The organism is Dechloromonas denitrificans, assembly GCF_001551835.1.
Lineage (GTDB): Bacteria > Pseudomonadota > Gammaproteobacteria > Burkholderiales > Rhodocyclaceae > Azonexus > Azonexus denitrificans.
On sequence record NZ_LODL01000005.1, the window covers coordinates 177,518 to 201,062 of the forward strand.

Here is a 23,545-nt window from a genome sequence, read left to right on the forward strand (position 1 = left end):
CCAGCCGCGGAAAATACAAAGCGCCGCCTTGGCAAGATTGCCGCAGTGTAAGGCTAGGCTCTGTGTTAGAATCTCAAACGGCGGGTCTCCCCGCATTGCAGTTTGGTGAACCTGGTCAGGTCCGGAAGGAAGCAGCCACAGCCAGTCACTGCAAGTGCCGGGGGTTAGGCTCGCCATTTTCATTTTCTGTTTTGGTGTGGGGCGCATGAGTTATCAGGTTCTTGCGCGCAAGTGGCGGCCGCGCAATTTTTCTACGCTTGTCGGACAGGAACACGTTGTCCGAGCTCTTACCCATGCGCTCACCGAGCAGCGCCTTCATCATGCCTATTTGTTCACCGGTACACGTGGGGTGGGCAAGACGACATTGGCCCGGATTCTCGCCAAAGCGCTGAATTGCGAGAAGGGGATCACCGCCACTCCATGTGGTGTCTGCTCAGCCTGCCAAGAAATCGATAGCGGCCGATTTGTCGATTTGCTGGAGGTGGATGCGGCGACCAATACGCGCGTCGATGAAATGCGGCAATTGCTGGAAAATGCCGTCTATGCCCCAACGCGAGGGCGCTTCAAGGTCTATGTGATCGACGAAGTCCATATGCTCTCCAATTCTGCCTTCAATGCAATGTTGAAGACACTGGAAGAGCCGCCTGAGCACGTTAAGTTCATCCTGGCCACCACCGACCCGCAGAAGATTCCGGTAACGGTGCTTTCCCGTTGCCTCCAGTTTAATTTGAAGCAAATGCCGGCAGCAGCAATTTCCGGGCATTTGGCGCATATCCTGCAGACCGAAGCGGTTCCTTTTGATAATGGCGCACTTGCCTTGATCGCGCGCTCTGCGGCGGGGAGCATGCGCGATGCGCTTTCCTTGCTGGACCAAGCGATTGCTCACGGTGCGGGTGAGGTTCAGGAGCAACAGGTTCGCGGCATGCTGGGAACAGTGGACCTCGATTATCTGTTTTCAATTCTCGAAGCACTTGTTGATGGAGACGCCTTAGCGTTAGTGGGCGTGGCTGCCGATTTGAGCGTCCGCAGCTTGTCGTTCGGGGCGGCGCTGCAGGAGCTGGCGGCACTCTTGACCCGCATACAGATTGTTCAATGTGTTCCGGCTTCTGTCGATGAGGACGACCCGGAGAGAGCAGAGCTACAGCGTTTTTCCTCCGCGCTAAGTCGCGAATTTGTGCAGTTGGCCTATCAGATCGTCAATCACGGTCGCAATGAGTTATCTGCGGCGCCGGATGAATATGCTGGCTTCGTCATGACGCTGTTGCGCTTGTACACCTTCCGCCCGGCAAGTGTGGCTGATGTGGTTTCGGCGATTCCGGCTCGCTCGAGGACGCTTCCCACTAGTGCCGTGCGGCCTCCTGCGAAGCCTAATGCGGTGGCCCTTCCCGTTGAGCGAAGGGAAATGCCGGTTCCGACCGCTGCCAAAGTAATCAATGGGCAGGATGACTGGCATGAGATGGTTGGCATGCTGCAACTGTCCGGCTTGGCGAGAACGCTGGCCCAGAATTGCGAGTTGCGCCAGTTGAACGAGGCGGATTGCCTTTTGCGCTTGGCACCCTCGCATGCTCATCTGCAAATGAAACCGGCGCCCGATAAGTTGCAGCAGGCGCTAAGCGAATATCTGGGGCGGCCACTGGTGGTACGCTTTGAGTTGGCCCAGAACGAAGTTGATACCCCGGCCGAGACCGCCGACCGGGAACGGCGAGAGCGCCAGCAGGGGGCTGTTGCCGCGATAGAACAGGATGCTTTCGTCCGTGACGTTATCGAGACTTTTGATGCGTCACTGGTCGAGTCGTCGATTAAACCGATTGCCTAATGGAGATGCAGCAATGATGAAGGGTGGCTTGGGAGGTCTGATGAAACAGGCCCAGATGATGCAGGAAAACATGAAGAAGGCCCAGGAACAGTTGGCTCAAGTCGAGGTTGAGGGCCAGGCCGGGGCCGGCATGGTCAAGGTGGTAATGACCTGTTCGCATGATGTCCGACGCGTCAGCATTGACCCTTCGGTGATGGATGATCGAGAAATGCTGGAAGATCTGGTCGCTGCTGCCGTTAACGATGCCATGCGGCGCGGCGAGGCGCTCAGTCAGGAGAAAATGTCCGGCTTTACGGCCGGGCTGAATCTGCCGCCGGGTTTCAAGCTGCCGTTTTAAGTGAATCCCTCGGCCCTTGAGGCTCTCATTGAGGCATTGCGCTGTTTGCCGGGAATCGGCCCGAAGTCTGCCCAGCGCATTGCCTACCATCTGTTGCAACGGGATCGTAAAGGTGCGCAGCGCCTAGGCGATTCGTTGCTGCACGCCCTGTCTTCGATCCGCCACTGTCAGCGCTGTAATACGTTCAGCGAGAACGATATTTGCGAGCGCTGCGCTTCGCCACGTCGTGACCAGGCCTTGCTGTGCATTGTCGAGACGCCGGTCGACATGAACATGATGGAGCAGACGCTCGCCTATCAAGGCCTTTATTACGTCCTGATGGGCCGAATTTCTCCACTTGACGGGGTCGGGCCGCGTGAACTTGGGCTTGAGCAGTTGCTGGCCAGGGTTCTGGACGGTGTGGTCAGCGAGGTAATTCTGGCCACCAATTACACCAATGAGGGCGAAGCCACTGCCCACTACCTGACGGCGATGCTAAGGCCGAAAGGGATCAATGTGACCAGAATCGCGCGTGGTGTGCCAGTCGGTGGCGAGCTTGAATATGTCGATAGCGGGACGCTTGCCCAAGCTTTGCGCGAGCGTAAATCCTTTCAAGGGTGACATCGGCTTTGATCGGGAGTTCCGATGTCGTATAATTTAGCGTTTATTTTTAATCCCATCCAATTCCTTTAAGGGTCAGCGTTATGAGCAATCAAGGAAAAATGGACTGCGGGCGGCGGCGTTTGATCGTTGCAACTGCAGCCGTGGGCGGGGCAGGTGCGGTTGCCGCGCTCGTTCCGTTCGTCTCCAGCTTGCTTCCGTCTGAGCGTGCCAAAGCGGCAGGTGCTCCGGTAGAAGTCGATATCAGCAAGCTCGAACCCGGTCAGATGATGACGGTCGAGTGGCGTGGCAAGCCGGTGTGGATCATCAACCGCACCAAGGATATGCTGGAAACGCTGACCAAGCTTAACGATGCGGTGGCTGATCCAAAGTCTGACAAAGAGCAGCAGCCGGCCTACGCCAAGAATCAAACGCGCTCCGTCAAGCCGGAAATCATGGTTGCCGTCGGTATCTGTACTCACCTTGGCTGCTCGCCGTCGCAGAAGTTCAAGAAAGGTGCCGAAGAGGGGATGGGCGCTGAATGGCTGGGTGGCTTCCTGTGCCCTTGCCATGGTTCCACGTTCGACTTCGCCGGCCGTGTGTACAAGTCAAAGCCTGCCCCGACCAACCTCGAAGTGCCGCCGCACGTGTATCTGACCGATACCCGTATCCTGATCGGCGATGACAAGAAGGGAGCATAGAAATGGCTGCTGGCAATTACGAAAAGTACAAATCCGACGGCTCGATCGGCGGCAATGTGCTGGAGTGGGTTGATGCCCGCTTCCCGGCTACTTCCATGTGGAAGGGCCACCTCTCCGAATACTACGCACCGAAGAATTTCAACTTCTGGTATTTCTTCGGTTCGCTGGCCCTGCTGGTTCTGGTCATCCAGATCGTCACCGGCATCTTCCTGGTCATGCACTACAAGCCGGATGCTGCGCTGAACGCCAATGGCGTGCCAATCGCCTTTGCTTCCGTCGAATACATCATGCGTGATGTGCCCGGTGGCTGGATCATCCGTTACATGCACTCGACCGGTGCTTCGGCCTTCTTCATCGTGGTTTATCTGCACATGTTCCGTGGCTTGCTCTACGGTTCCTATCGCAAGCCGCGTGAGTTGACCTGGCTGTTCGGGGTAGGCATCTTCCTGGTGCTGATGGGCGAAGCCTTTTTCGGTTACCTGCTGCCTTGGGGACAGATGTCCTTCTGGGGGGCCCAGGTTATCGTCAATCTGTTCTCGGCGATTCCCGTTATCGGTCCGGATCTGTCAATCATCATCCGTGGCGACTTCGTGGTTGGCGACGCAACGCTGAACCGCTTCTTCTCCTTCCACGTCATTGCCTTCCCGCTGGTGCTGCTCGGTCTGGTTGCGGCGCACGTTCTCGCGCTGCATGAAACCGGCTCCAACAATCCGGACGGTATCGACATCAAGGAAAAGAAGGACGAGCACGGCATTCCGCTCGACGGCATTCCTTTCCACCCGTACTACACGGTGAAGGATATCGTTGGCGTCATCGTTTTCCTGATGGCCTTCTCCGCCGTGCTGTTCTTCGCACCGGAAGGTGGTGGTTACTTCCTCGAAACGCCGAATTTCTATCCGGCCGATCCGCTGAAGACGCCGCCGCACATCGCGCCGGTCTGGTACTTCACGCCGTATTACTCGATTCTGCGTGCCATGGTCTGGAACTTCTTCGGTCTTGATGCCAAGTTCTGGGGTGTGGTCGGGATGGGTGCTTCCGTCGTGATCTTCGCCTTCCTGCCCTGGCTGGATCGTAGCCCGGTTCGCTCCATCCGTTATCGTGGCCCGATCACCAAGGTCATGATTGCCATCTTCGTGATCTGCTTCTTCATCCTTGGTTATCTGGGTACCCTGTCGCCCTCGCCGATGGGCGAACTGATCTCCCAGGTCTGCACGGTGTTCTACTTTGGCTTCTTCCTCGGGATGCCGTGGTGGTCCCGCATGGACAAGTTCAAGCCGGTTCCTGACCGCGTGACGATGAAGTGAGGATGCAAAAAATGAAAAAATTCCTGATCGCATTGCTCTTCGCGCCGGTCATGGCATTGGCCAGTGGCGGCGCGGTCCACCTCGACAAGTGGCCGGGTTCGGTCGGCGACAAGGCGGCCTTGCAGAATGGTGCCAAACTGTTCGTCAATTACTGCCTGAACTGTCACGGTGCATCCTACCTGCGCTACAAGAACCTGCTCGATCTCGGTCTGAGCGAGCAGCAGGTCAAGGACAACCTGATGTTCACCTCCGATAAGATCGGCGAGCTGATGCGGGTTGCGGCGCGTTCCGATGAGCAGAAGCTGTGGTTCGGCGCCACGCCGCCGGACCTGACCATTGTTGCCCGGGCCCGCGGCGAAGCCGGTAATGCCGGTGCCGGTGCCGACTGGCTGTACACCTACCTGCGTTCCTTCTATCGTGACGATAATCGTCCGACGGGCTGGAACAACGCGGTGTTCGAGAATGTCGGCATGCCGCACATCCTGTATGCGCTGCAAGGCGAGCAAGTGCGGAATCATGAAACGCACAAGCTGGAACTGGCGGTGCCGGGTCAGATGGCGCAGGCTGAATACGACAAGGCGATTTCCGACCTGGTCGGCTTCATGGTCTGGATGGCCGAGCCGCAGCAAGAGTTCCGTCAGAAGCTCGGGTTTGGCGTGCTCGCCTTCCTGGCTTTGCTCTTCGTCGTCGCTTACGCGTTGAAGAAGGAATACTGGAAAGATATTCACTGATCCATCCCGGATCAGCTAACGGCATCGCGGGTTTGGCTCAGGCCAGCCCCCGATGCCGAATCTCATTTTGAGGGTTACCACAAATGATGAACCTCTATTCGGGCACTACCTGCCCATTTAGCCACCGTTGCCGCATTGTCCTGTTCGAAAAGGGCATGGATTTTCAGGTCATCGACGTCGACATGTTCAACAAGCCGGAAGAGATGGCGGCGATCAATCCGCACAATCGCGTGCCGGTTCTGGTCGAGCGCGACCTGGTCCTGTTCGAGCCGAACATCATCAACGAATACATCGACGAACGTTTCCCGCATCCGCAACTGATGCCGGCTGATCCGATCATGCGCGCCCGCGCCCGCCAGTTGCTGGTCGGTATGGAACGTGAAATCTTCTCCTTCATGGAAGTGATCGAGAAGAATGCGAAGACCGCCGACAAGGCGCGTCAGGAAATCAAGGCCCGCCTGACCGAAATCATCCCGATCTTCAGCAAGCAGAAATTCATGCTGGGTGATGACTTCTCGATGCTCGACGTCGCCATTGCCCCGCTGCTGTGGCGTCTCGATCATTACGGCATCGATCTCGGCAAGGCGGCCGCACCGCTGATGAAGTACGCCGAGCGTATTTTCAGCCGTCAGGGCTTTATCGATGCGCTGACGCCGTCTGAAAAGGCAATGCGCAAATAAGGCATGGGACTTCCTTCCACCAAGCCCTACCTGCTGCGGGCCATCTGGGAGTGGTGCTGCGATAACGGCTTTACGCCGCATATCGCCGTATCGGTCGATGCCAAAACGCGCGTGCCGCGCGAGTTTGTCCGTGATGGTCAGATCGTGCTGAACCTCGGCCCGGATGCGACGAACAAGTTGCAGATCGGCAACGACTTCGTCGAGTTCCAGGCCCGCTTCGGCGGTGTGGCGCGCGAGTTGTCGGTCCCGGTGTCGCAGGTGACGGCGATTTACGCCCGTGAGAACGGCGCCGGCATGGCTTTCGAGCTCGACAGCGAGACAGGTTTCAGCGAGGAAGAGCTTTCGGCGCAAGCGCTGGAAACGCCGTCCGAAGAGGAGCCGCCCGAGCCGCCACGCCCAGAAGGAGGGCGTCCCAAGCTGCAACGCATCAAATAGGGACGCTTGCTGCGGTCAACGCACCAAAACGGGGAGATTCCAGTCAGGATTCTCCCCGTTTTTCTTTCAAGTCCATGATTTTCCGATGTGGCATGTCTGTTGCTAAAAGGCAAGCCGGAAGGAAAATTATGAAAAACGAAGTCAAATCCACCTGTTGCTACTGCGGCGTCGGCTGCGGCGTCGTGATCGAAACCGAGGACGGCCGGATTACCGGTGTCCGTGGCGATCCCGATCACCCGGCCAACCGTGGTCGCTTGTGCACCAAAGGCGCGACCCTGCACCTGACGGCGGACAGCACCTATCGCCTGCGCTATCCGGAAAAAAGGGCAGTGCGCGGCGGTGCGCGCCAGCGTCTGGCCTGGGATGCCGCGCTCGACGAGGCGGCCAGCCGCTTTGCCGAGACGATTCGCACCCACGGGCCGGATTCGGTGGCCTTCTATATCTCCGGCCAGCTGATGACCGAGGACTACTATGTCTTCAACAAGCTGGCCAAGGGCCTGATCGGGACCAACAACGTCGATACCAATTCGCGGCTCTGCATGTCGTCGGCCGTCGCCGGCTACAAGCAGACGCTGGGGGCCGATGCGCCGCCCTGCAGTTACGAGGATATCGATCAGGCCAAGGTGATTCTGATCGCCGGCGCCAACCCGGCGATTGCCCATCCGATCATCTTCCGGCGGATCGAGGATGCCAAGGCGGCGAATCCCGAACTCAAGATCATCGTCGTCGACCCGCGCCGTTCGGAAAGTGCCGAGCTCGCCGACCTCCATCTGGCGATCCAGCCGGGTTCCGACATCGCCTTGTTCAACGGCCTGTTGCATGTGCTGATCGCCGAGGGCATGGTCGATCTCGATTACGTCGAGGCGCACACCACCGGTTTTGCGGCGCTCAAGGAGATCGTCCGCAATTACTCGCCGGCAGTCGTTGCCGATCTGTGCGGCGTCCCTGCGGCCGACATCGTCAAGGCGGCGCGCTGGTTCGGTGCCAGCAAGGCCTCGCTGTCGATGTATTGCCAGGGTTTGAACCAGTCGGCGCATGGCACGCACAACAACGCCGGCATCATTCACCTGCACCTGGCCACCGGTCAGATCGGCAAGCCTGGTGCCGGGCCTTTCTCGCTGACCGGCCAGCCGAATGCGATGGGTGGGCGCGAAGTCGGCGGCCTGGCCAACCTGCTGTCCGCCCACCGCGACCTGGGCAACCCCGAGCATCGGGCCGAGATCGCCAAATTGTGGGGGGTGCCGTTTGTGCCGGCGAAACCGGGCAAGTCGGCGGTCGACCTCTTCAAAAGCCTGAAAACCGGCGAGATCAAGGCGGTCTGGATCGCCTGCACCAATCCGGCGCAATCGCTGCCCAACCAGGCGGCGGTGCGCGAAGCCTTGCAGGCGGCGGAATATGTCGTGCTGCAGGAAGCCTATGGCAACACCGATACCGCCGACTACGCCGACCTGCTGCTCCCAGCCTCGGCCTGGGGCGAGAAGCAGGGCACGGTGACCAACTCGGAACGGCGCATCACGCGCGTCCGGTCGGCCGTGCTGCCGCCGGGCGAGGCGCGTCACGACTGGGAGATCGTCGTCGATTTCGCCCGTCGCCTCGGCGCCAAGCTGGAACACGCCGCAGCCGATCGTCTGTTCCCCTACGCCGATGCCGAGGCAATTTTCAACGAGCATCGCGAAACGACGCGCGGTCGCGACCTCGACATTACCGGCTTGAGCTACTCCCAGCTCGAAGCCCAGGGCCCGCAGCAGTGGCCTTACCCGGCAGATGCGACGGCCGGCCGGACGCGCCTTTATGAAGACGGCCGTTTCCCGACGGCGGATGGCAAGGCCCGCTTCGTTGCCATCGAGCACCTGCCAACAGCCGAAGCGACCAGCCTCGAATTCCCGATTTCTCTGGTCTCCGGTCGGATGCGCGACCAGTGGCACGGCATGAGCCGGACCGGCACCGTGCCGCGCCTGTTCAATCTCGAAGACGAGCCGCTGCTCGCCTTGCACCCGTGCGACATGCGGCACCGTGGCCTGGCCACGGGCGATCTGGCGCGGGTGACCAATGCCCGTGGTGCGATGGTGGTGCGCATTGCCGAACGGGTCGGCCTGAAGAAAGGCCGGGCCTGGATGCCGATGCACTGGGGCAACCAGTTCATGAACACGGCCGGTTCCAACGCCGTGACCAGCGATGCCATCGACCCCTATTCGATGCAGCCGGAACTGAAACACGCTGCGGTGCAGATCACCCGGCTGGATTTGCCGTATCCGCTGGCCATCGTCCGCCGTTGTGAAAGCCAGGCCGCCGCCCTTGAGCTGATCCAGCAGGCGCGCGCCTTCCTGAACAAGTTTCCCTATGCGACGGTCGGTCTCTACGGGCGCCAGACGCCGCTGGTCGTCTTCCGAGCGGCAACGGCGACGGCGATCGACGACGCCGAACTGCTTGAACTTGATCGCCTGTTCGGCATGGACGGCGAAGACGGCGCCATTCTCTACAACGATGCCAGCCGCAAGATTGCCAAGAAGGCCATTGCCCGCGATGGCCGCCTGCTCGGCGTCCGACTGGCCGGCGAGGCGCTGGCCCAGGTCTGGCTGAAGCAGGCGATGGCGGAGGACGAACTGGATGCCAGCCTGATCCGTTTCGCGCTGGCGCCGACCGACAAACCGCCGGTCAGCATCGCGCCGCGCAATATCGTCTGCAAATGTGCCGATGTCAGCGATGTCCAGATTCATGCCGAACTCGCCAAGGGCAGCAGCCTGCCGCAGTTGCAGGACAAACTGAAGTGCGGAACTTTTTGCGGCTCCTGCCTGCCGGACATCAAGCGCATGGCGGCCGAGCACGCCCCACAACAAGCTGCGGCAGCCTGATCGCGGCGGGAGGAGACCATGAGTTACGGACACTACATCAAGGAAATCGGGCGCGGCGCCGAGGGCGCCCGCGATCTGCCGCTGGATGATGCACGCCAGCTCTACGCCGCGATGCTCGACGGCGGCGTCCCGGATCTCGAACTGGGCGCCATCATGCTTGGCCTGCGCGTCAAGGGCGAGTCGCTCGACGAGATGCTCGGCTTCCTGTCGGCTGCCGACGACCGGACCCATCTGCTCGACATGCCGCATGGCCGCGTCCGGCCGGTCGTCCTGCCGACCTATAACGGCGGTCGCAAGGAAGCCAACCTGACGCCGCTGCTGGCCTTGCTGCTGCAGCGTTTCGGCGTGCCGGTGCTGGTCCATGGCCTGCTCGAAGGTTTCGGCCGGGTCAGCTCCAGCCTGATTTTCCGCGAGCTGGGCGTCATGCCGCTGACCTCGACCACCCAGGCACAGGCGGCGCTCGATGCCGATGGCCTGGCCTTTCTGCCGCTGACCGGGCTCTGTCCGGGCATGCACAGCCTGCTTGGGCTGCGCAGTCGGCTCGGCGTGCGTAATAGCGCGCACAGTCTGGTCAAGCTGCTCAACCCGTTCCGCGGCGACGCGGTGCTGGTCGCGCCGGCGACGCATCCGGACTTCATCGACCTGATGCGCAACATCCTGCTCAATCGCGGTCAACGCGGCCTGCTGCTGCGCGGCACCGAAGGCGAGCCCTTCGCCAACCCGAAGCGCCGGCCGCGTCTGGAGTTCATCCATGACGGCGTGGTCGATGTCCTGTTCGAAGCCGAACACGAGAGCCTGCGCGCCCTGCCCAATCTGCCCGAAAGCAATGATGCGGCGAGCACCGCGAAGTGGATCCGGCGCGTCCTCGACAAGCAGATTCCGCTGCCCAAGCCGATTGCCAATCAACTGGCCTGCCTGTTGTATGCCAGCGGCTATGCCGAGGATTTCAACCAGGCCAAGGCCATCGTCGCCGTCGAGGCGACCGGACTGGCGGTGGGCGGCAACTAGGTCGGAATCTGCACCGCCTTGGTATGGCTTGCCCGCTTTTGGTGCGCAACGCCTGCGGTCGACGCTTTAAAAACACTGAAAATCAAAGCTTTATGTATCTGGCACGCTGTTTGCGAATAGTGAAGCCGATACAGCGAATCAACCGCCAACGGGGGCGGTCCGATGGCAACGACGTCATGCGCTGAAGTAAATTTTGCACCTGCGGGTGCGCGCAACGTTGGAGCCAAAAATGAGCAAACCCCGTCTCGTCCTGATCGGCAACGGCATGGCCGGTGTCCGCACCGTCGAAGAACTGCTGAAGATCAAGCCGGATCACTACGACATCACGATCTTCGGCGCCGAACCGCATCCGAACTACAACCGCATCCTGCTGTCGCCGGTCCTCGCCGGTGAAATGACCGTCCAGGAAATCGTTCTCAACGAACTGGACTGGTACAAGGAAAACGGCATCAAGCTGCACACCGGCAAGCAGATCGCCAAGATCGACCGGGTCAAGCGCAAGGTCATCGCCGAGGACGGCACCGAAGAAGAATACGACCGCCTGCTCGTCGCCACCGGTTCGACGCCGTTCATGCTGCCGATTCCCGGCAACGATCTGCCCGGCGTCATCGGCTACCGTGACATCAAGGACACCGACGAGATGATCGAAGCCGCCAAGCTGCACAAGCACGCGGTGGTGATCGGCGGCGGCCTGCTCGGTCTGGAAGCGGCGAACGGCCTGAAGCTGCGCGGCATGGACGTCACCGTCGTCCATATCGGCCCCTGGCTGCTCGAGCGCCAGCTCGACGAAGTGGCCGGCAAGATGCTGCAGAAGTCGCTCGAAGACAAGGGCCTCAAGTTCCTGCTTCAAAAGCAGACCGAGGCGCTCATTCAAGGTGAATCCGGCCGGGTTGCCGCGATCCGCTTCAAGGACGGCATGCAGATTCCGGCCGACCTCGTCGTCATGGCCGCCGGCATCCGCCCCAACTACGCGCTGGCCGAATCCTCCGGCATCTACTGCAATCGCGGCATTGTCGTGAACGACACGATGCAGACCTACGATCCGAAGGTGTATGCCGTCGGCGAGTGCGTCAGCCATCGCGGCATCGCCTACGGCCTGGTCGCGCCGCTCTTCGAGCAGGCCAAGGTTGCCGCCAACCATCTGGCCGGCTACGGCATCGGCCGCTACACCGGTTCGGTGACCTCGACCAAGCTGAAAGTCACCGGCATCGACCTGTTCTCGGCCGGCAACTACATGGGCGGCGAGGGGACCGAGGAAATCGTCCTCAACGACCCCTACGGCGGCGTGTACAAGAAGCTGGTGATCAAGGACAACAAGCTGGTCGGCGGCGTCATGTACGGCGACACGGCCGACGGCCCGTGGTACTTCCAGTTGCTGAAGGACGGCCGCGACATTCACGACATCCGCGACCAGCTGATCTTCGGCCAGTCGCTGGTCGGCGACGTCGGCCATGCCGGCAAGAGCAAGGCGGCCGACATGCCGGACAGCGCCGAGGTTTGCGGCTGTAACGGCATCACCAAGGGCGTCATCGTCCAGGCGATCAAGGCCAAGGGCTTGTTCACGCTGGACGAGGTCAAGAAGCACACCAAGGCTGCCTCTTCCTGCGGCTCCTGTGCCGGCCTGGTCGAGCAGATCCTCGCCTCGACCATCGGCGGCGCCTACACGCCGGCCGCTTCCGACAAGAAGCCGGTCTGCGGCTGTACCGATCATTCGCACAAGATGGTGCGCGAGGCCATCCTCGACCAGCACCTGACCAACAAGGAAGCCGTCTTCAAGGCGCTCGAGTGGAAGACGCCGAACGGCTGCGACAAGTGCCGCCCGGCCATCAACTACTACCTGATCTCGACCTGGCCGCACGAAGCCAAGGACGATCCACAGTCGCGCTTCATCAACGAGCGGTCGCATGCCAACATCCAGAAGGACGGCACCTACTCGGTCGTGCCGCGGATGTGGGGCGGCCTGACGACGCCGAACGAACTGCGCGCCATCGCCGATGCGGCCGAGAAGTACAACGTACCGACCGTCAAGGTGACCGGCGGTCAGCGTATCGACCTGCTCGGCGTCAAGAAGGAAGACCTGCCGGCCATGTGGGCCGATTTGAACGCCGCCGGCATGGTCTCCGGCCACGCCTACGGCAAGTCGATCCGCACCGTGAAGACCTGCGTCGGCGCCGAGCACTGCCGCTTCGGGACGCAGCTGGCGATGTCGATGGGCGTCAAGCTGGAAAAGATGCTGTTCGACATGTATGCCCCGCACAAGGTCAAGCTGGCCGTTTCCGGCTGCCCGCGCAACTGCGCCGAGGCCGGCATCAAGGACGTCGGCATCATCGGTGTCGATTCCGGCTACGAGATCTACATCGCCGGCAACGGAGGCATCAAGACCGAAGTCGCCCAGTTCCTGTGCAAGGTGAATTCGGACGAGGATGTCATGGAATATTCCGGTGCCTTCCTGCAGCTCTACCGCCTCGAAGGCTGGTACCTGGAGCGCACCTGCCACTACCTGGAACGCGTCGGCCTGGACTACGTCAAGGGCAAGATTCTCGAGGATGAAGAAGGCCGCAAGGCGCTCTACGCCGCGCTGCTCGACTCGCTGAAGGATGCCAAGGACCCGTGGGCGACCTCCCGCGAGCCGGAAGCGATCAAGCAGTTCATCCCCATCGTGCCGGTCGCGGTCTGAGGGCCGGTCCTGCGGTCAACGCCTGAAAATTGCCAAAAATCGAGGAATACACAATGAACAACTGGAAACTGATCTGCCCGCTGGAAGACATCCCGCAACTCGGCTCGCGCATCGTCCGCCCGGCCACCGGCGGCGACATCGCCATCTTTCGCACTTCCGATGACGAAGTCTTCGCCATGCACGACAAGTGCCCGCACAAGGGCGGCCCGCTGTCGCAAGGCATCGTCCATGGCAAGCGGGTGACCTGCCCGCTGCACGGCTGGAATATCGGCCTGGACGACGGCCATGCCGTAGCGCCGGACGTCGGTTCCTGTACCAAGTTCCAGGTCAAGGTCGAGGCCGGCCAGGTCTATCTGTCGGTCTGATCGGGGAAATGCCGGGTGACGGGGGTCATCCGGCGCTTTGAAGAAACAACAAGAAACAAGCGAGTCAAATGTCTTTTTCAGGTCACCGCAAAATCAATCGCCTGCTCGGCGCCGACTTCGGCATCAGCGAGCCGGAAGAAGTGCACATCATGCTGATTCCGCATCTCCATCTGGCCCAGTTGCTGGCCACCGGCGAATGGCATCACCTGCATGTCGCTTCGGTCGCCGGAGTGTTCAACGTCGCCTTGGCGCTGGCCTACATCAACAAGGATCGCCGTTCGATCAATTTCTACAGCGGCATCCAGGAACTGTTGCTGGCGATCGGCAACGGCCAGGCTTTCGGCAACCCGGAAAAGCGGCGGTTGCGCACGGTTTTCTCGGAGGCCGACAAGTACATCTGCGGCCAAAACAAGGCGGATATCCTGACTGCGATCCGGATGGTCGAGTATCAGATTCAGCACACTCCGCCCGAAAGCGTGGTTCGGCTGGAAGCCTGACCCGGGCGGCGGCGCCGCCTTCTCCGATTTCAAATAATAAAAGCTGTGCCTGTCACAGCAACTCAAGGAACTCCTATGGCTTATCTGGTCCCTTCGGAATTCGTCACCAAAATGGTCGATGCCGGCGAATCCAAAATCTACATGTCCACCCGCGACGCCCTGATCCGCGCCTACATGGCCGGTGCCATCCTCGCGCTGGCCGCCGTCTTCGCGGTCACCGCCTCGGTCATGACCGGCCAGGCGCTGGTCGGCGCCATTCTCTTCCCGGTCGGCTTCTGCATGCTCTACCTGCTCGGTTTCGACCTGCTTACCGGGGTCTTCGTGCTGACCCCGCTGGCCTGGCTCGACAAGCGCCCGGGCGTCACCATCAAGGCCATCCTGAAAAACTGGGGGGTCGTTTTCACCGGCAACTTCCTCGGCGCGCTGACCGTCGCCTTCATGATGTCCTTCGTCTTCACCTACGGCTTCTCGACGGCACCGAATGAAATCGGCCAGAAGATCGGCCACATCGGCGAAGCGCGCACCATCGGCTATGCCAAGTACGGCCTGATGGGCTGGTTCACCATTTTCATCCGCGGCATGCTGTGCAACTGGATGGTGTCCACCGGCGTCGTCGGCGCCATGATCTCGACCACGGTGAGCGGCAAGGTGATCGCCATGTGGATGCCGATCATGCTCTTCTTCGCGATGACTTTCGAGCATTCCGTGGTCAACATGTTCCTCTTCCCGTCCGGCCTGATGATGGGCGGCAACTTCTCCATCCTCGACTATTTCATCTGGAACGAGATTCCGGTCGTCCTCGGCAACCTGGTCGGCGGCCTGGCTTTCACCGGCCTGACCCTGTACGCGACGCACATCAAGACCGGCCCGAAGCGCGCCTTCAACTAAGCCGCCAGCCCGACCCCAAAGCCTCAGTCCCGCGCCGGGCTGGGGCTTTTCTTGTATAAAACCAGGCATGCCACTCAAAATCTCCGCCGGGCAGTATTCCGACCAGGGCCGCAAGGCAAGCAACCAGGACTTTCACGGCCTGTGCGTGCCGCCCGAACCGCAACTCAGTTCGAAAGGCATCGCCATTGCGCTGGCCGACGGCATCAGTAGCAGCGAAGTCAGCCAGATCGCCAGCCAGTCGGCGGTCAGCGGCTTTCTCGAGGACTACTATTGCACCTCCGAAGCCTGGTCGGTGAAGACGTCGGCCGAGCGCGTGCTGGTCGCCACCAATTCCTGGCTGCATGCCCAGACCCAGCAGAGTCAGCATCGCTACGACAAGGATCGCGGCTACGTCTGCACCTTCAGCGGCCTGGTCATCAAATCGACGACCGCCCACCTGTTCCACGTCGGCGATGCGCGCATCTACCTGCTGCGCGACCAGGTGCTGAGCCAATTGACCGAAGACCACCGGGTCTGGATTTCGTCGACGCAAAGCCACCTGGCGCGGGCGCTTGGCATCGATCGCAAGCTCGACATCGACTACCAGGCGGTGCCGGTAGCGCGCGGCGATATCTTCCTGTTGGCGACCGATGGCGTTTATGAGCATGTCGCCGCCGATTTCATCAGCGCCAGCATCGAGGCCAATGCCGGCGATCTCGACCAGGCGGCCCGCGCCATCGGCGAAGAAGCCTATCGCCAAGGCAGTGCCGACAACCTGACCGTGCAGATCATCCGGGTCGAGGAATTGCCGAGCCCGGAGGCCAACGAAATGTACCGCCAGGTCGCCGAACTACCTTTCGCGCCGCTGCTCGAAGCGCGCATGGATTTCGACGGCTACCGGATCATTCGTGAAATCAAGGGCAGCAGCCGCAGCCATATCTATCTGGCGGTGGACGCCGAGAGCGGGCAAAAAGTCGTCATCAAGACCCCGTCCATCGACCTGCAGGGCGACCCGGCCTACCTCGAACGCTACCTGATGGAAGAGTGGATCGCCCGCCGGCTGAACAGCCCGCATGTCCTCAAGCCGTGCCTGCAGACGCGCCAGCGCAACTACATCTACGTCGTCAGCGAATTCATCGAAGGGCAGACCCTGGCCCAGTGGATGATCGACAACCCGAAGCCCGATCTGGCCAGCGTGCGCGGCATACTGGAACAGATCGGCAAAGGGCTGCAGGCCTTCCACCGCCTCGAAATGGTGCATCAGGACCTGAAGCCGGACAACATCATGATCGACCGCACCGGCACGGTGAAGATCATCGATTTCGGCGCGACGCGGGTGGCCGGGGTGATCGAAATCGCGACGCCGATCGAGCAGATCAACCTGCTCGGTTCGGCCGCCTATGCCGCGCCGGAGTATTTCCTCGGCGAAAATGGTACGCAGCGTTCGGACATCTTTTCGCTCGGCGTCATCGCCTACCAGATGCTCTCCGGCAAGCTGCCCTACGGCGTCGAGGTCGCCAAGGCGCGGACCCGGGCGGCACAACGCAAGCTCGTCTATCAATCGGTGCTTAACGACGAACGCGAAATCCCTGCCTGGATCGATGACGCCATCCGCCAGGCGGTAGCGCCCGATCCACTGGCGCGCTACGCCGAACTGTCCGAGTTCATCTTCGACCTGCACCACCCGAACCAGGCCTTCCTGAACAAGACCCGACCGCCGCTGATCGAACGCAATCCGGTGGTGTTCTGGAAGAGCGTGTCGTTCGTGCTGCTGCTGGCGCTGATCGTTATCAGCGCCGTGCGGTTTGCTTGATCCGCGCGAGAGGCGTGCGCAGACCGATTGCTGCGGTCAACCAGGAAAAAACCCAATAATCAAAAATGGTGCGGCTTGGCTTCGCGCCATTTTTTGACTGCCGGGTGATGCGCCTTACCCCGGAATCTCGGCCTCGACCAGTTGCGCCAGCAAGGTCAGCGACTCCTGCCAACCCAGATAACAGGCCTCGGTCGGAATGACTTCCGGGATGCCTTGCTGCACGATGTTCAATTCGACGCCGCAAAAAACCGGCCGGATCGAAATCGTCGTTTCCATTTCCCCAGGCAGATTGGGGTCGTCGAAGGCATCCGTGTGGCGAATGCGCTCGTTGGGCACCAACTCCAGATACTTGCCGCCAAAGGAATGGCTGTGGCCGGTCGAAAAGTTGGTGAACGACATCCGGTAAGTGCCGCCGACAGTGGCATCCAGATGCTGAACCTTGCCGGTAAAGCCATGTGGCGGCAGCCATTTGACCATCGCATCGGGATCGAGAAAGGCCCGATAAACCCGCTCGGGCGTGGCCCGCAGTACGCGATGCAGCGTGACAGTATTGGTAGCCATGAGCATTAATCCTTTCGCTTTTTTGGTTTGAAGTGGCATCAATTGATGCCGGCTGCGCCAGCCGGTCATTTTCTTGGGCGTCAGGTGGCGGTCAAGGTTCCAGGGGATTTGTGCCGTGAAAGCAATGAGGGGCTGATTGTTTGCTGTCGGCACTATTCCGCATCGGCCGGCCGCTTGATCTCGGCGCGCAAGTAAGGCGCATCGGCACGCTGGAAGAACGTCAGCGCGATGGCTTGCGGCGGGCCTTCCTTTTTCCAGTCGACGCGCTGGTAGCCGGGCATGATGCAGTCGTTGGCGAAGGTTTCACCGGGCTGCAGCGGGTTCAGCGAATTGAAGTAGAGACGATCCGGGCCGACAAAATAAGCAATTGATGCGCGTGAACGGGGAATGGGCACCGGCGGGTCGATTCCGTCGGGGCGAAAGGCGATGCTGAATTCGCTCGGTTCGGCCGGATCGAGCGAGGCCGTGGCTGGCGAATAATCGGCATGCACACGTTTGCCGTTCTGGCGCCAGTAGAGCCGCAGAACCGGCGTCCCTTCGCGGGCCGACCACATCAGGTGCAGGTTCTGGCCATCCCGGCAAAAGATGTCGTGGCTGCTGGTGGCGGTGTCATACCAGCCTGCGCCCTGTTGGCGGTCGATCCGCTCCAGTTCGAAGCCGGCTGGCGCGATCAGCGACTGGGTATGGATCAGGCCGACGGTCGGCAGCTTGAAGCGCTGAACGGGTTTGACGGTATAGGGTAAGGCAGCGACCGGCGCTGCCTGGAAGGCGCTTGCGGTCAAGCCGCGCGAGGCCTCGAAGATCGGCCCCTGGGCGACTGTCGCCGCAGCGAAGGGGAGGAGCAGGATGAGCAGCCCGCTGGCCGCCATGAACAGGCTTTCGCCCTTGCTGAAGGCCGGTCGCAGCAGGCGGCCGCAGAGCGTATGACCGGCGAACCAGACCAGCGGGCCAAGGACGAGCAGGGCGAGATAGAAATAGGCCAGCGCCTCGGCTCCCGAAATCGCCATGCTCGGGATGACGATGATGCCCGCCGTTAGCGGCAGCAGCAGGAAGAGCGAGAGCAGGCGCAGCGACAGCCAGCTGCCCGCCTTGTCGCGTGCCGCGAAGTAACGGCGCTCCCAGAACAGGATCAGACCGGCCGCCGCCAGGACCGCAACACCAACAGTACCCCAGGCCCACTTGGCAAACAGGGGCAGCTTGCTGATGCTGATCAGGAAATAGTCGATATCCATGCCGAAACTTTCGTCGGGGGAGGGCAGTGGGAAGCGTGGCCGGCAGAGTATCGGGCTTGAACGGCGGCATGGTCAATCCGTCACCCGTCTTCGTTCCGAAAATGTTGCACCGCAATGGCGTGGCGTGCCTTGTTTTGGTGCGAGCTACGGCCGATGGACTAAGCATAAGGTCCATAAATCAATGCTTTGCCATCCTGGCACGCAGCTTGCACAGTCAGGTCATCACAGCGATTTATCCGCCAACGGGGGCGGTTCCATGGCAACGACGTCATGCGCTGAACCAGGCACTCCCCCTTTAACGACCGTTGCTAAGCGGTCCACCCGGAAAATCGACCATGGACAAGAAATCCTTCCTGCAGGCCGGCCACACGCCGACACTGCTTGCCGCCTTCCTCTACTTCGACCTTGCCTTCATGGTCTGGGTCATTCTCGGTCCGCTCGGCGTCGGCATCGCCAAGGATCTCGGCCTGACCCATGCCGAAAAGGGCATGATGGTGGCGACGCCGGTGCTGGCCGGGGCCTTGCTGCGCATCGTGATGGGCATCCTGGTTGACCGCCTGTCGCCGAAGAAGGCGGCCATCATCGGCCAGATCGTCGTCATCGGCGCCATGCTTTACGCCTGGCTGGTTGGCGTCCATTCCTACGGTGAAGTGCTGATCCTCGGCCTCTTCCTCGGGGTGGCCGGCGCTTCCTTCGCCGCCGCCTTGCCGCTCGCTTCGCGCTGGTATCCGGCCGAGCATCAGGGCACGGCGATGGGCATTGCCGGGGCCGGCAACTCGGGCACCGCGCTCGCCGCGCTGTTCGCCCCCGGCCTGGCCGCCGCCTTCGGCTGGACCAACGTCTTCGGCGTCGTGCTGGTGCCGCTGGTCATCGTGCTGATCGCCTTCTGCTTCATGGCCAAGGATGCGCCGGATGCGCCGCCGCCAAAGACTTTCGCCGAATACCTCAAGGTTCTGAAGGACAAGGACGCCTGGTGGTTCATGTTCTTCTACTCGGTGACTTTCGGCGGCTTCGTCGGCCTGGCTTCGTCGCTGGTCATCTACTTCAACACGCAATACGGCCTCGACCCGAAGACGGCCGGCTTCTTCACCGCCGGTTGCGTCTTCGCAGGTTCGCTGGTTCGTCCGATCGGCGGCAACGTCGCCGACCGCATCGGCGGCGTCAAGTCGCTGACCGTGATGTACATCTTCGCCGCCATCTTCCTGGCCATTGTCAGCGTCGGCCTGCCGGAAGCCTGGATGGCGGTGGTCGCCTTCGTCGGCGCCATGCTGGCGCTCGGCATGGGCAACGGCGCGGTCTTCCAGTTGGTGCCGCAGCGCTTCAAGAAGGAAATCGGCGTCATGACCGGCCTGGTCGGCATGGCCGGCGGTGTCGGCGGCTTCTACCTGGCCTCCAGCCTCGGCTACTCGCGCCAGGTGACCGGCAGCTACCAGATCGGCTTCCTGATCTTTGCCGGCCTCGCCGTGCTCGCCCTGGTCGGCCTGACCGGCGTCAAGACCCGCTGGCGTACGACCTGGGGCGCCAGCCACTTGACCGCGGCCAAGATCTGAGCGGCGGGGGGAGGGCGATGAAAAGACGGGATTTTCTCGGGTTGACCGCAGGCGTCATGCTGTTGCCCGCCCTCGGTGCCGCCGAAGAGGCCCGGCCGGGCGCCGCCCTCGGCCTGGGGGCGGCGATCAACAAGGCGGGGCGGCAGCGCATGCTATCGCAGCGGATGGCCAAGGCGTTAGCGATGCAAGTGCTGGCCGTCATGCCGGACAAGGCAGGCAGCCTGCTCGAACAGTCGCGCCGGCTGTTCGAGACGCAGTTGCGCGAACTGGCGACGCTGCAGCCGAACGAGGCGATCCGCAGCAATCTCGGCGAACTCGACCGGCAGTGGGCGCTTTACCGCGAACTGCTCGGTCGGCCGCGCACTGCCGACAACCTGCTGCTGGTCCTCGCCGAGTCGGAGAAGACCCTGCGGCTGGCCCATGCCCTGACCGGCTTGTACGAGAAGCAGGCGAGCGGCAATGCCGGGCATCTGGTCAATTTGGCCGGGCGCCAGCGCATGTTGTCGCAACGGATGGCCAAATGCTTCATGTTCGAGCAGTCCGGCGTCGGTTCGCCAGCCTTGAAGGCGGAACTGGAAGCAGCCCGCCGCGATTTCGTCGCTGCCCTCGGCGAGCTGAATGCGGCGCCGGAAAATACGCCGGAAATCCGTATCGAACTGGGGCTGGCCAATACGCAATGGCTGTTCTTCGACCAGGCGCTGAACGGCCAGGAAAGCAACCGGACGATCGCCCAGCGCAATGTGGCGACGACCAGCGAGCGCATCCTGGAGGTCATGGATGGCCTGACCGGGCGCTACGAACAACTGATGCGCGGCTGAACGCCGGCCGCGCCAGGCGGTAGTATCTCTTCCATGAAAAATCCGGATAAAAACGCCCTCCGCCTGGCCATCGGCCATGCCTCGCTGACCGGCCCGCGCGAACGCAACGAGGACTATTGCGGCTACGCGACGCCGGAAGGCCTGGAGCTGGAAAACAAGGGCGTCATCGCCGCCGTCGCCGACGGCATCGGCGGCCACAAGGGCGGCCGCGAGGCGGCGGAATACACCGTGCGCGGCCTGCTCGCCGACTATTTCGCGACGCCCGACACCTGGGGCGTGCCGCGCGCCATCGAAACGGTGACCACGGCGCTTAACCGCTGGGTGATCGCCGAAGCGGGGCGCAATGCCGAACTGACCGGGATGGCGACGACGCTGTCGGCGCTGGTCCTGCGCGGTCGCCGCTACTACACGGCGCATATCGGCGACAGCCGAATTTACCGCCTGCAGGAAGGGCGGCTGCTCTGTCTGACGGTCGATCACACCTGGGAACACCCGGAACTGAACAACGTGCTGTCGCGCGCCATCGGTCTCGACCCGCGCGTCCTGATGGACTTTGCCGATGGCGATCTGGCGGTCGACGACCGTTTTCTGCTGGTTTCCGACGGCGTCTGGGGTGTCCTGCCCGATGCGCTGATGGCCGATGTGCTGCTCGACCATCCCGAGCCGCAGGCTGCCGCCGCCGCGCTGACCAGCCTGGCGCTGGCCCACGGCGGCCACGACAATGCGACGGCAGTGGTGGTCGATGTCCTCGGCCTGCCGCCGGCCGGGCTGCGCGACAGCCTGGAGAGCGCCGCCAGCCTGCCGCTGCCGCATCGCCTGAAACCGGGCCATACGCTGGATGGCCTGGTGGTCGAAGAAGTACTGCACGATGCGCGGGAAACGCTGCTCTATCGCGTGCGCAATCCGCGCAACGGCCAGCAACTGGTGCTGAAGACCCTGCAGCCCGGCATGGAAGGCGATAGCGGGGCAACGGCGGCGCTGCTGATGGAGGAATGGCGGGCCCGCCGCGTCGTTTCGCCGTTTTTCCCGCAGGTCGTGCCGGCTGAGCAGCGCAGTTGCCTCTATTACCTGATGACCTGGCATGCTGGCGCCACCTTGCAGGCCCGGCTCGATTCCGGCCAGCATTTTCCGGCCGGTGAAGTCGTCCGCCTCGGCGTCGCGCTGCTGCGGGCGATTGCCGCGCTGCACCGGCTCGATATCGTGCATCGCGACATCAAGACCGACAACATTCACCTCGGCCAGGACGGCGTCCTGCGCGTCCTCGATCTCGGTGTCGCGATCAGCCTCGGCGAGCGCAAGGCCGACGAACCGATCGGCCAGGCCGGCACGCCGTCCTACATGGCGCCCGAGTTGTTCGAAAAGCCCGAACCGCAGCCCGGCCATGACCTCTATGCGGCCGGCGTCGTGCTCTACCACCTGCTGACGCGCAAATACCCCTACGGCGAAATCGAGCCATTCCAGACGCCGAAATTCACCGAGCAGCTGCGGCCAACCCGCTGGCGGCCGGAAATTCCCGGCTGGCTGGAAAACATCCTGCTCAAGGCGGTGTCCAAGGAGGCGAAAGAGCGTTTCGAGACGGCCGAGGAATTTATCCTGGCCCTTGAGCGCGGCGCCACCCGGCCGCTTGCCGCACCGAGCCGGCAAGCCTTGGCCCAGCGCAATCCGCTGAAGCTGTGGAAGATTGTCGCGGCGCTGTCAATAGTGCTGAATTTTGTGCTTCTGTTAATTCTGTTGCGGTAGAGTTCACCCGATGAAAACAGCCCTCATTCTTTTTGCTCATGGTGCCCGTGATCCGGAATGGGCCAACCCGATGCGTCGCGTCCAGGCCGTGGTCCGCCAGCGGGTGGCCGATATGCCGGTCGAGCTGGCCTTTCTCGAATTCATGACGCCGACCCTGACCGACTGCGCGACCGCGCTGGTCGAGGGCGGCGCGCGGAAAGTGGTGGTCATGCCGATGTTCATCGCCCGTGGCGGCCATTTGAAGAACGAGGTGCCGGTGATGATCGAAACCCTGCGGTCGACCTATCCGGAAGTCGAATTTCTGCTCGGTGGCGCCATTGGCGAAAACGAAATCGTTGTCCAGGCGATGGCCGATGCGGCGCTGAAATCGGCTGGTACGGAGCTTGCATAGTCTCCTGCATGCTGACCGTACTCGTTATTGATGAATCCCGTTCGCGGGCCGGAGAAATCTGCGCCGGGCTGGCGCTCGCCGGTTACCAGGTGGCCGCCATCCTGGCTGGCTCCGAAAACCTGACCGCCGAAGTCGAAAAACTGCAGCCGGACGTGATCCTGATCGACACCGACAGTCCTAGCCGCGACACGCTGGAACACCTGGCGGCGATGAACAAGGACATGCCGCGCCCGGTCGTCATCTTCACCCAGGAAGATGGCCAGGAAACCATCCGCGATGCCGTCAAGGCGGGCGTTTCGGCCTATATCGTCGATGGTCTCGACCCGAAGCGGATCAAGCCCATCGTCGAGGTGGCGCGGGCCCGCTTCGAAGATACGCAGGCCCTGCGCCGCGAACTGGAAGAAACCTCGAAGAAGCTGACCGACCGCAAACTGGTCGACCAAGCCAAGGGCGTGTTGATGAAAGCGCGCGGCCTCGACGAGGATGCGGCTTATCACGCCATGCGCAAGCTGGCGATGGAACGTGGCCAGACGATGGCCAAAGTGGCGCGCGACGTCATCGACATGGCGCGGGTGCTGCTCTAAAGCTCCC

22 protein-coding genes and 1 other RNA gene are annotated in these 23,545 nt (G+C 61.8%); 21 read left to right on the forward strand and 2 right to left on the reverse strand.

Features of this window, described 5'->3' with window-relative positions:
- Positions 1–79 precede the first annotated feature (79 nt).
- The 16 genes from ffs to AT959_RS01815 all read left to right on the forward strand — a co-directional run bounded on the left by ffs (position 80) and on the right by AT959_RS01815 (position 16,662).
- An RNA gene (gene ffs / locus AT959_RS01740) (signal recognition particle sRNA small type) lies at positions 80–178 on the forward strand.
- 27 nt (positions 179–205) lie between these two features.
- Entirely contained in the window at positions 206–1,816 is a 1,611-nt protein-coding gene (dnaX, locus tag AT959_RS01745; protein WP_066880259.1) for a DNA polymerase III subunit gamma/tau, read from the forward strand.
- 13 nt (positions 1,817–1,829) lie between these two features.
- Complete coding sequence (locus tag AT959_RS01750) at positions 1,830–2,153, forward strand: YbaB/EbfC family nucleoid-associated protein (RefSeq protein ID WP_066879957.1); 324 nt, start codon at positions 1,830–1,832, stop codon at positions 2,151–2,153.
- Positions 2,154–2,753 carry a recombination mediator RecR gene (recR, locus tag AT959_RS01755; RefSeq protein ID WP_066879959.1) on the forward strand — a complete coding sequence of 200 codons (600 nt, stop codon included), beginning with the start codon at positions 2,154–2,156 and terminating at the stop codon, positions 2,751–2,753.
- 83 nt (positions 2,754–2,836) lie between these two features.
- Positions 2,837–3,433, forward strand: a complete 597-nt coding sequence (petA, locus tag AT959_RS01760) for a ubiquinol-cytochrome c reductase iron-sulfur subunit (protein WP_066879960.1) — start codon at positions 2,837–2,839, stop codon at positions 3,431–3,433.
- A 2-nt stretch (positions 3,434–3,435) separates the two neighbouring features.
- Positions 3,436–4,737 (forward strand): cytochrome b, encoded by a 1,302-nt coding sequence (locus AT959_RS01765; RefSeq protein WP_066879963.1) that lies wholly within the window; start codon positions 3,436–3,438, stop codon positions 4,735–4,737.
- An 11-nt stretch (positions 4,738–4,748) separates the two neighbouring features.
- Entirely contained in the window at positions 4,749–5,468 is a 720-nt protein-coding gene (locus tag AT959_RS01770) for a cytochrome c1 (protein ID WP_088178924.1), read from the forward strand.
- A gap of 83 nt (positions 5,469–5,551) precedes the next feature.
- Positions 5,552–6,148: a glutathione S-transferase N-terminal domain-containing protein gene (locus AT959_RS01775; RefSeq protein WP_066879967.1), complete on the forward strand. Its 597-nt coding sequence runs from the start codon at positions 5,552–5,554 to the stop codon at positions 6,146–6,148.
- 3 nt (positions 6,149–6,151) lie between these two features.
- Positions 6,152–6,583, forward strand: coding sequence for a ClpXP protease specificity-enhancing factor (locus AT959_RS01780; RefSeq protein ID WP_066879969.1), 432 nt, complete (start codon positions 6,152–6,154; stop codon positions 6,581–6,583).
- Positions 6,584–6,711: 128 nt separating this feature from the next.
- A complete protein-coding gene (locus tag AT959_RS01785; RefSeq protein ID WP_066879970.1) occupies positions 6,712–9,435 on the forward strand; it encodes a nitrate reductase in 2,724 nt (907 codons plus the stop codon).
- An 18-nt stretch (positions 9,436–9,453) separates the two neighbouring features.
- Positions 9,454–10,443, forward strand: coding sequence for a DNA-binding protein YbiB (gene ybiB, locus AT959_RS01790; RefSeq protein WP_066879971.1), 990 nt, complete (start codon positions 9,454–9,456; stop codon positions 10,441–10,443).
- 229 nt (positions 10,444–10,672) lie between these two features.
- Positions 10,673–13,120, forward strand: coding sequence for a nitrite reductase large subunit NirB (gene nirB, locus AT959_RS01795; RefSeq protein ID WP_066879972.1), 2,448 nt, complete (start codon positions 10,673–10,675; stop codon positions 13,118–13,120).
- Positions 13,121–13,173: 53 nt separating this feature from the next.
- On the forward strand, positions 13,174–13,485 hold the full coding sequence (gene nirD / locus AT959_RS01800; RefSeq protein WP_066879973.1) for a nitrite reductase small subunit NirD: 312 nt from the start codon (positions 13,174–13,176) through the stop codon (positions 13,483–13,485).
- Positions 13,486–13,553: 68 nt separating this feature from the next.
- Positions 13,554–13,982: a hypothetical protein gene (locus tag AT959_RS01805; RefSeq protein ID WP_066879974.1), complete on the forward strand. Its 429-nt coding sequence runs from the start codon at positions 13,554–13,556 to the stop codon at positions 13,980–13,982.
- A 75-nt stretch (positions 13,983–14,057) separates the two neighbouring features.
- The gene (locus AT959_RS01810) at positions 14,058–14,870 is read left to right on the forward strand and encodes a formate/nitrite transporter family protein (RefSeq protein WP_066879975.1); all 813 of its coding nucleotides are present in this window, start codon (positions 14,058–14,060) and stop codon (positions 14,868–14,870) included.
- A gap of 67 nt (positions 14,871–14,937) precedes the next feature.
- Positions 14,938–16,662, forward strand: coding sequence for a bifunctional protein-serine/threonine kinase/phosphatase (locus tag AT959_RS01815; RefSeq protein ID WP_066879976.1), 1,725 nt, complete (start codon positions 14,938–14,940; stop codon positions 16,660–16,662).
- 114 nt (positions 16,663–16,776) lie between these two features.
- On the opposite strand, the gene AT959_RS01820 is transcribed toward AT959_RS01815, so the two are convergent.
- Both AT959_RS01820 and AT959_RS01825 read right to left on the reverse strand, forming a co-directional pair.
- Positions 16,777–17,223: an SRPBCC family protein gene (locus tag AT959_RS01820; protein ID WP_066880261.1), complete on the reverse strand. Its 447-nt coding sequence runs from the start codon at positions 17,221–17,223 to the stop codon at positions 16,777–16,779.
- Positions 17,224–17,375: 152 nt separating this feature from the next.
- Positions 17,376–18,455, reverse strand: a complete 1,080-nt coding sequence (locus AT959_RS01825) for a hypothetical protein (protein WP_066879977.1) — start codon at positions 18,453–18,455, stop codon at positions 17,376–17,378.
- 335 nt (positions 18,456–18,790) lie between these two features.
- Between AT959_RS01825 and AT959_RS01830 the strand changes: the two genes are divergently transcribed.
- From AT959_RS01830 to AT959_RS01850, 5 genes are read left to right on the forward strand one after another with little or no spacing between them, the layout of a single operon-like run.
- Complete coding sequence (locus AT959_RS01830; protein WP_066879978.1) at positions 18,791–20,005, forward strand: nitrate/nitrite transporter; 1,215 nt, start codon at positions 18,791–18,793, stop codon at positions 20,003–20,005.
- Positions 20,006–20,022: 17 nt separating this feature from the next.
- Positions 20,023–20,823, forward strand: a complete 801-nt coding sequence (locus AT959_RS01835; RefSeq protein WP_083518146.1) for a type IV pili methyl-accepting chemotaxis transducer N-terminal domain-containing protein — start codon at positions 20,023–20,025, stop codon at positions 20,821–20,823.
- A 33-nt stretch (positions 20,824–20,856) separates the two neighbouring features.
- Positions 20,857–22,563: a bifunctional protein-serine/threonine kinase/phosphatase gene (locus tag AT959_RS01840; RefSeq protein ID WP_066879980.1), complete on the forward strand. Its 1,707-nt coding sequence runs from the start codon at positions 20,857–20,859 to the stop codon at positions 22,561–22,563.
- Positions 22,564–22,573: 10 nt separating this feature from the next.
- The gene (locus AT959_RS01845) at positions 22,574–22,954 is read left to right on the forward strand and encodes a sirohydrochlorin chelatase (protein WP_066879981.1); all 381 of its coding nucleotides are present in this window, start codon (positions 22,574–22,576) and stop codon (positions 22,952–22,954) included.
- Positions 22,955–22,962: 8 nt separating this feature from the next.
- Positions 22,963–23,538, forward strand: a complete 576-nt coding sequence (locus tag AT959_RS01850; RefSeq protein WP_066879982.1) for an ANTAR domain-containing response regulator — start codon at positions 22,963–22,965, stop codon at positions 23,536–23,538.
- Positions 23,539–23,545: the final 7 nt, after the last annotated feature.